The 8,296-nt window shown below is 47.6% G+C and carries 7 protein-coding genes and 1 tRNA gene; 6 read left to right on the forward strand and 2 right to left on the reverse strand.

Annotated elements, in window-relative coordinates; genetic code table 11:
* Window positions 1-272: 272 nt before the first annotated feature.
* The 5 genes from yqeK (at window position 273) to RIM23_RS27685 (ending at window position 3,432) form a co-directional block, all read left to right on the forward strand.
* Window positions 273-860 (forward strand): bis(5'-nucleosyl)-tetraphosphatase (symmetrical) YqeK, encoded by a 588-nt coding sequence (gene yqeK / locus RIM23_RS27665; protein ID WP_446371296.1) that lies wholly within the window; start codon window positions 273-275, stop codon window positions 858-860.
* 80 nt (window positions 861-940) lie between these two features.
* Window positions 941-1,357, forward strand: a complete 417-nt coding sequence (rsfS, locus tag RIM23_RS27670) for a ribosome silencing factor (protein ID WP_446371286.1) — start codon at window positions 941-943, stop codon at window positions 1,355-1,357.
* 14 nt (window positions 1,358-1,371) lie between these two features.
* Window positions 1,372-1,872, forward strand: a complete 501-nt coding sequence (locus RIM23_RS27675) for a CGLD27 family protein (RefSeq protein WP_446371288.1) — start codon at window positions 1,372-1,374, stop codon at window positions 1,870-1,872.
* A gap of 45 nt (window positions 1,873-1,917) precedes the next feature.
* The gene (locus RIM23_RS27680) at window positions 1,918-2,874 is read left to right on the forward strand and encodes an asparaginase (RefSeq protein ID WP_446358154.1); all 957 of its coding nucleotides are present in this window, start codon (window positions 1,918-1,920) and stop codon (window positions 2,872-2,874) included.
* Between the two features lie 481 nt (window positions 2,875-3,355).
* Window positions 3,356-3,432: transfer RNA gene (locus tag RIM23_RS27685), tRNA-Met, on the forward strand.
* A 727-nt stretch (window positions 3,433-4,159) separates the two neighbouring features.
* Here RIM23_RS27685 and RIM23_RS27690 read toward each other — a convergent pair.
* Both RIM23_RS27690 and RIM23_RS27695 read right to left on the reverse strand, forming a co-directional pair.
* Window positions 4,160-5,140, reverse strand: a complete 981-nt coding sequence (locus RIM23_RS27690; RefSeq protein ID WP_446371290.1) for a LysR family transcriptional regulator — start codon at window positions 5,138-5,140, stop codon at window positions 4,160-4,162.
* A 233-nt stretch (window positions 5,141-5,373) separates the two neighbouring features.
* A complete protein-coding gene (locus RIM23_RS27695) occupies window positions 5,374-6,720 on the reverse strand; it encodes a TldD/PmbA family protein (protein ID WP_446371292.1) in 1,347 nt (448 codons plus the stop codon).
* A 166-nt stretch (window positions 6,721-6,886) separates the two neighbouring features.
* On the opposite strand from RIM23_RS27695, the gene RIM23_RS27700 reads away from it, so the two are divergent.
* Complete coding sequence (locus RIM23_RS27700) at window positions 6,887-8,107, forward strand: pentapeptide repeat-containing protein (protein ID WP_446371294.1); 1,221 nt, start codon at window positions 6,887-6,889, stop codon at window positions 8,105-8,107.
* The last annotated feature ends 189 nt before the right edge of the window (window positions 8,108-8,296 follow it).

Raw genomic sequence — 8,296 nt, forward strand, 5'->3', positions numbered from 1 at the left:
AGCACAAATTGTCCGCAATCGTGGACTGTCTGAGGTGGGACGCATCTTGGACATTAAAGAAAATGCTTGTGGAGACGGTCTGACGGGGACGGGAAACCGTCTAGTTAAGAGTTCGAGAAGCAAGAACAAGGGTAGAGAGGCGCGACTTCAGTCCGCCTCGTAACATCCGTTAAGAATCCCCCTTCTTCAGATGGGGGAGTACGTCAAACTATAAAATAGGGTCAATGCCTATGGATAGAGTCAATCTTAACCTTAAGGAGTTTTGTGAGCAAATGCGGGATCAGGTTTTAACCTGGCTAGAGGATAATGTTCCCACAACCCGGATGCAGCATATTCTGAGGGTTGAGCAGATGTCTGTGGAATTAGCTCGGCATTATCATTTAAATGTGGAGCAAGCCGCTCAAGCCGGATTGATGCATGACCTGGCTAAATACTTTAAGCCAGAGCGACTCTTGCTACTGGCGAGGGAGGGAGGTATCGATATAGATCCTATTTGTGCCGCGACTCCTCATCTGTTACATGCTGATGTCAGTGCTATCGTGGCTAAAGAGCACTTCGGTGTACAAGAAGACGCTGTACTCGAAGCGATCGCGCTGCACACTTTAGGAAACCCAAGGATGAGTGACATTAGCTGCGTTGTGTTTTTAGCCGATAGTCTCGAACCCGGTCGTGGTCATACACCGGAGTTGGAGAATTTGCGAAAAATTGCTCGAGTCGATCTGCACAAAGCTGTTTGGCTAACATCTGACTACTGTGTTAAACACCTGCTCAATACCAGTCGCCTGATTCATCCCCGCATGATCTTAACTCGGAACTGGGCGGTGCAACACTTTAGCCAAAAACCACAATTGACTCAGTAGGTCGATGGCAATAAACCGGATAATGTTACGTTTTATAAAAAATCCTCAAACTCTAACAAATGACAAATGACAAAGGACAAATGACAAAGGACAATTTTAAACGATCATCTACTTTATTTGTCAATGAAAATCAAGACCCAAAAATTAACCCGGATCTGGCATTAACCATTGCTCAAGCGGCAGACGATCGCAAAGGCGATAACATTGTCATCCTCCGCGTGGCAGATGTTTCTTATATTGCTGATTATTTTGTGATTGTAACCGGCTTTTCGCGAGTCCAGGTGAGGGCAATTTCTCAGTGGATTGAAGATCAAGTGGAAACGACTTGGCAACGGCGTCCTCTAAGAACCGAAGGACAAGCTGATGGCAGCTGGCTGCTTCAGGATTACGGTGAGGTGATCGTTCACATTATGCTGCCTCAGGAACGGGAGTTCTATAATCTAGAAGCATTTTGGGGTCACGCCGAACATGTTGAATTTAACTCGCAACAATCGTAACCTGAACAAAAACTATGAGGGAATCGTCCGTTTCTTTCTGTCCAGTACCGACAGAACAACAACCGATTCATGAGTATCAACAGTTAAAAGATTCTTGGTTTTTTCGTTGGGCGAAGCTAGAACTGGGGGATTATGCACTCAAGCTGGCTTGGGTTTGGGGCTGGAGCTGGTTGATAGCAGGTCCAGTTGCTGCTGCTAGCTTTGCGCCGCACCAGCATCTGGTACAGTTTATTTTGGCAGGTGGCGCAGGTGCTGGCTTGTTTGTGATATTGGTGTTACTGCGACTGTACTTAGGTTGGTCTTACGTGCGCGATCGCTTATCGACCGAAACCATCGGCTATGAAGAGTCTGGCTGGTATGATGGTCAAACCTGGACGAAGCCGCCAGAAATCTTAAGTCGCGATCGCCTGATCGTCTCCTATCAAGTTCAGCCCATTTTGCAACGCCTGCAACGAACATTGGGTATTATCGCTATCCTTGTCGTCAGTGGCAGCTTGCTATGGAATCTTTCTTGATATTTATGATTATCCTATTTTCCGCCCATGATATAGTCTCTAAGCATGACAAGGGTAAAACGTAATCAAGCACCAGCGATCGAAGTCCGTTTACTACGGGAAGGCATAGCCGAATCCACCCACCACGCTCAAGCCGTTCTCTGTGATGAGCGCGGGCGTGTGCTATCTGTAGCGGGCAATTCAGAAACATCAACCTTTATTCGTTCGGCACTCAAACCGTTTCAGGCTCTGGCAGTTACCACAACGGGAACCCTGGAACGATATAATCTCAACGACCGAGACTTGGCAATTATCTGTAGTTCCCACCAAGGCAATTTGGAACAGATACGTCAAGTTTTTAAGATTCTTTGGCGCTGCGATGTTGACCCGTCAGCGTTGCAATGTCCGATTCCACCAGGTAAGCAAAGTGCCTTAGAATACAACTGCTCTGGTAAACATGCCGGTCTGCTTGCCGTCTGCCGCCAACGCAATTGGTCGGTTGATAGTTATTTACAATACAATCACCCAGTTCAACGACTCGTTTTGAGCAAAGTCGCGGAATTGATGCGGATGCCACCGGAAGAGTTGATTTTGGCACACGATGACTGTGGGGCACCGACTTATTTTTTGCAACTCGGTCAAATCGCTACCCTCTATGCTCAACTCGCTTCCGGTGACAATTTGGCGATGGAGCGCATTGTTCGGGCGATGACCCATCATCCTAACTTAGTGGCAGGAGAAGGGGCATTTGATACAGAATTAATGCGATTGACTCAAGGGGAAGTGGTGAGTAAAGCCGGATCAGAAGGAGTTCAATGTATAGGTCGTGTGGGTGAAGGACTGGGTATGGCGATTAAAGTCATTGATGGAGCCAAACGCGCCAAATATGCGGTAGCGATTCAACTGTTGAAGCAAATGGGTTGGATTAGCCCCTCCGTGGCGGAAAGTTTGGCAGAAACTTTTATGCATTTCGGTCAGTTCAAGCGTCTAGAGGTGATTGGTGAACTCTCGATGAGTCTTTGAACAAAAGTTGAGCGCAGTCCCCATCTAAAATCGCCAGATTTAGGTGGGGGAAAGCGCAACACTAACAATTTTGGTATAATTCCGACAGGTACGGCGGCATTTATTTGTTCGGCACGACCTACAGAACCTAGAAAACTTAAGATTAGGGGGTTCCAGTAGAGATTATTTGTTACAATAACGCATCTACTGGGTCAAAATAAGAGTGCGTTTTTATGGCTTTTCAGTCTTAACTCCGATTCAGAAATGGCGAGGAGGGGCATAAAGGACCTAAGTTCCTGATGCCCACCGAGAACAGCGGCTCTTCGTGGTAACAGCAGGGGAGAATCCCCAACTAATTGCAAGCAATCTAGTTGGGGTCTGTTCAAATGGGTCATTGGTCATTGGTTATTTGTCATTTGTCCTTGGTTTGCTCTTTTGCACCTCCGCTTTTTTGCTCGGAGTTGCCACATTTAGGAAATAGGTGTTATGCTAGGTAAAGCGACGCGGGATAGAGCAGTCTGGTAGCTCGTCGGGCTCATAACCCGAAGGTCGGTGGTTCAAATCCGCCTCCCGCCACCAAATTCAAAAGGTAAGCCCTGTAAACTCAACAGTCTACAGGGCTTGTATATATTTGTGGTGGTTTCTAGCTCCTAAGTTCACCCTTAGATCAGGGCGCAGGTCGGCTCTCCCGTACTTATAGTGATAATAAAAACTTATCAGTAAAATTAAGGTCTTACACTGCAGTACTTGTAGGTTGGGAAAACGCAAGGAAACCCAACTTATTACCAAAATAAGCAGAATATCTCTCAAATTAGGGAACTTGATACATTGATTAGTTAAAATTATCACACCAAGTACGGGAGAGCCAGAGCTTTTGGCTTTGTCTTGATGAAAATGATATCATGAATATACCGAATAACTAACGGTTGCCTTGACTCAAACGAACAGGTCTTGCAACTTGGTGAACAGCGCAAACGGCATAAACTAGTTTGTACATTGAAAACTGAAGTTAGAGGGTTCCAGTCAGAAATTGGTACAAGGTTGTAGCTTCTGTGACTGGGTAAAAACTTCTCTTTGAGACGCTTCGCGAACACAGTACTTAAGTGTAAAGCTTCCAGTTCAATTGGTAGCAATGTACGCATGGGCTGTGCGGAATGGAAACTGCCTGGGCAATCGGTCTGCCGGGGAATAAGTCATGGGCTATTCTAGGTAAGTGGTGCAATTCCTGTCAGGGAAATAACCAGGAAAGCCTCAAAGTGATTTGGGGAAGCCCACACCATAATTGTTAATGTGGTGTGGGAGGATGTCACATTGAATGAGCGATCACCTGCCTATCACTCACAATCCCTTGAACCGTTGCATGATAAGCAGGCATGAGATCCAGTACCAGGTTATAAAAGGAGCGAATCGGGGGAATTTGCAGTCGATCTTGTGTCGTTACTAACACCACTTGTCGGCTCAACGTTTGTTTCGGGGGTGATCCATTTTCAGCAGGAGTAGCCGCAATCGGGCGCACCGCTAGGGTGGGATCGCCTTGGGCTTCTACTAGGGCAGATCGGGGGAGTAGTGAAATTAATCTTCCCTGACGCACAACTCCCCGAAAAGCATCCAGGGAATTTAATTCTAAGCTAGCGTTGAGGGTGCCGCCTTGCCGGGAAAACAGATCTTGTACCAATCGCTGCATCCCATAGCCATCTTTAAATACCACATGGGGATAGCACGTCAGAGCATCCCAAGGTACTAGGGCATATTTGGTTAACGGATGATCGGCTGCCATCAAGACTTCGATAGGTTCATCATATAATTGCTCCGTCACCATTTCGGCGCTGGTGGTTAAATAGCGGTTATTCATCACAATCGCTAAATCGACTAAGCCATCTTTGAGAACTTTCAGGGCGCGATCGCTCCCTAATGCCGTCACCCGAAGTTGCACGTTGGGATAATCCTGACAAAAACGTTGTAACACGGGCGGCAAGTAATGGGCGCAGACGGAGTGAATCGCGGCGACACAGAGTTCGGGTTGTTTTCCGTCTAACAAGTCAGTTAATTCTTGGGTAGCGGTTTTCCATTCATTGCAGATTTTACGGGCGCGAAGCAAAAAGCGATCGCCTCCTAAGGTTAATGTCGCCCGAGCCGTTCGATGGAGCAAGGGTAGCCCCAGTTCAGCTTCCAACGCTTGAATTTGGCGGCTAATCGTCGATTGGGTAACACCGCATTCACGGGCGGCTTGTTGAAAGCTGCCTGTCTCAGCAACGGCTAAAAAAGCTTGTAACTGCTCTAGACGCATGATGGTGTAGCGGAGATATATTAACGTGAGATCAGCTTAATCCATATCTCACCTCAACTTAGTAATACTTGATACGGCAGCTTCATCTCTGAACCGTAGGTAAGGTGGGCATTGCCCACCCTACTAGCTTGGCAAGGTTAAAACGGTGGTCAAGTATTTTCAAGGAAGCCTTATGAGAGTAGCGATTCAGAAAAATTTTACCCACAACTTTAAGCTTGCCAGCCTACTACTGTTCACACGCTATCAGTGACGCTGCTGAAATTAAACGCCTTAACCCGTACCCCTGGCGTCACCCGACCACCAAAACGCTGTACCGTACTCAGAGCATCAATATCCCTTAACATGTCCGGCAGACTTTGGTTAAATCGCAGATTTTTAATCGGATAAGCAATTTTCCCCTCTTCAATCCAGAATGTACCATCACGGGTCATGCCTGTAACCTCTAAGGTACGAGGATTAACATAGCGCACATACCAAGCGCGATTAACCAGAATTCCCCGTTCAGTTTGAGCAATCAAATCGCTCAGGCTTTGGTCAGATCCAGACATAACGATGGGAAACAATGATCCTGTCGGTTCTTTCCCCTGCTGTTGCGCCCAATAGCGACTATAGGATAACGTTTGAGGCACTCCATCCTGAATAATCTCCAGGTAGTGATTGCTCAACCCATCACCAAAAAAGGTTCCTTTCTGCAACAATGGATGAGCGGGATGGCGTTGCACTTGTACCAAGGGATTAAATAGGGGTTCACCAATGCGGTTCCCCCCAGGTTGACCCCTGTCATCGGTGCGAGACATAAATGATCGCCCTTCATCGGCGGATCGCGCATCTAAATTGAAGATTACCCAGGGGAGTAAATCCGCAAAAGCCGCATTGTCAAAGATGACAGGGTAAACACCCGGTGGAATTTCATGGGGATTACGTGCGGCAAAAGCACGCTCAATCAAGGGTTCTATCAGGGAATCCAGGGGTAAGTGATCGATCGCAAACGCTGTGCGCTGACTCCAACTCGATCCATCGCCAATTCGAGCCGTAAAGCTCAACTCCGCTTCCGTTGTGCGATCGCATGCGCGTAATCCCAGGGAGTTCCCCACGGCTTGAGCAAAGGCTTGAGTACTCAGCCTTCCAGAGCCTTCCACTCCCGCTTTAGCACTTTTAGCACAGATTTGCTGTACCATTTCTCCCCGTACTAAGGGGGATAAGGTGGCTGTGGCTTCATCAAAAGCAGGAACACGCGACTCATAGACTTGGGGTTCGAGTAAGGGCACCCACTCTGGATCTTCTGGCGCAATTCGAGCTAATTCTTCTGAGCGATGGATCGTATCTTTAATCGCATCGGGTAAAAATTCTGTGGTGGAAGCCGAGGCGCTGCGTTTACCGAAGTAACTGGTAACGGTGAGGGTAAAATTATGGCGGCTGATATTCTGACTAATTTGATTTTCCGAGAAGCGGCTGAGAGCGGATTCACTGGAACTCACGCTGACGAATACCCCTTCGGCTTGGGATTGCTGAATCACCGAATCCACTAGGGATAAAGCTTGGTCTTCACTGACTAATGTCGGGGCTGTAGCTAGGCTCACGGCGGTTTACTCTAGGGGTAGGGTGGGCATAGAGACATAATTTTTGATCAAATCTTTAAATTATCATAATTTGCCCAGAGGCGTAGGGTGGGTCAAACGTAACGTTCTGTTCCCGGTTCCCTACTCTCAACCGTTTACTTTAATTTGTCTGACGACTTCGCCAACTATGACTAACCCGCCCGATCCGTCTCCGTCTAATCCAGCAATCGAGTCAACCAACGGTAATCCTGAGTTAATCCCATCCCAGGATACTGATGATGTGTCTGCTGTGTCTCAGACTCAAATCCCTGATCGACAAAATACTAATAGTAAGGCATTGGCTGATCCATCCATTGTCACCCTCAGCGCGATCGCGGTTTTGATTGTTGGCTTAGTTTTGGATAACAACTGGGTGATTCTCGCCGGGGTAATCGTGACGTTACTCCTCTCTGTGTCGGTGATTTGGTCACCTTTACAGCAATGGTTCCAGAAGTCTCTCTCTCAAGGGCAGCGATCGCAACTGACTGCTGTTTGTGGTGTGATCGCCGCAATGGTTGGGATTGCGGCGTTAACTGGCTTTACCAAGGCGTTTGATTCGGTGGGTTCTTTAGCGGAATGGATTGGTGCGTTAGGGCAAATTCTGATTGCTATTCTCGCCGTATACATCGCTTGGCGACAGTATGTTATTTCTAAAGATCTCACCATTCAGCAAAATACAATTACCCAACAGCAAACCATTGATGCCTACTTTCAGGGTATTTGTGACCTCGCTTTAGACGATGAAGGATTGCTAGAAGATTGGCCCCAAGAACGGGCGTTTTGTGAGGGACGAACCGCCGCCATTCTCAATAGTATAGACGCTGGCGGCAAAGCGAAAGTCTTGCGGTTTTTGTCTCAATCCAAATTACTGACACCCTTAAAACGCGATCGCCACTTGGGACGTCCTATCCTAGATGGTTATGGAGGGTATCAAGAAGAGCGGGCTTATGGCGTGCGGGTTATTGCTCTAAATGTTATGTTAGCCGGGGCTAATTTGGCAGGTACGGATCTGCGTTGGACAGAATTAAGTGAAGCCAATATGGTTCAAGCCAATCTGAGCCATTGTGACTTAGCCGGAGCGAATTTGTCTCGCACGATTCTCTATAAAGCGAATTTATCCGGTTCTGATCTCCAGGGAGTGCGCCTGTTCTATGGATCACTAGAAACCGCCAGTCCCCGCAGTCGTACTGAACCGCCTGATTATCGCACTGGCGTGCATACGGGTGCTGTGGTTGAGGGAGCGAATTTTACTGGGGTGCAACGGTTAGGGGAACAACAACGCCACTACTGCTGTTCCTGGTGTGGTGAACAGTCTCGCCGCACGATTCCAGGAGGGTGCGATGGGATTGCGAATAAATTAGGGGGTTGAGATTCTCTGTGAAACCCAAAATATCCTTGATGCGAACCAATCCGGGACGATTACCGTTCAAGCGATGGGTGAAGGCTCCCACGCTCTTTAGCTGGGAGATGAAACCGAGCGAACCGTCTAGGTAGCGAATAAATTCGCCAGTCAAATAATTCGGATAACGTTCTACTATTGTGGTAATGTAAATACAAG

The sequence above is a fragment of the Coleofasciculus sp. G3-WIS-01 genome, assembly GCF_040223135.1.
In the GTDB taxonomy this organism is placed as follows: Bacteria; Cyanobacteriota; Cyanobacteriia; order Cyanobacteriales; family Coleofasciculaceae; genus Coleofasciculus.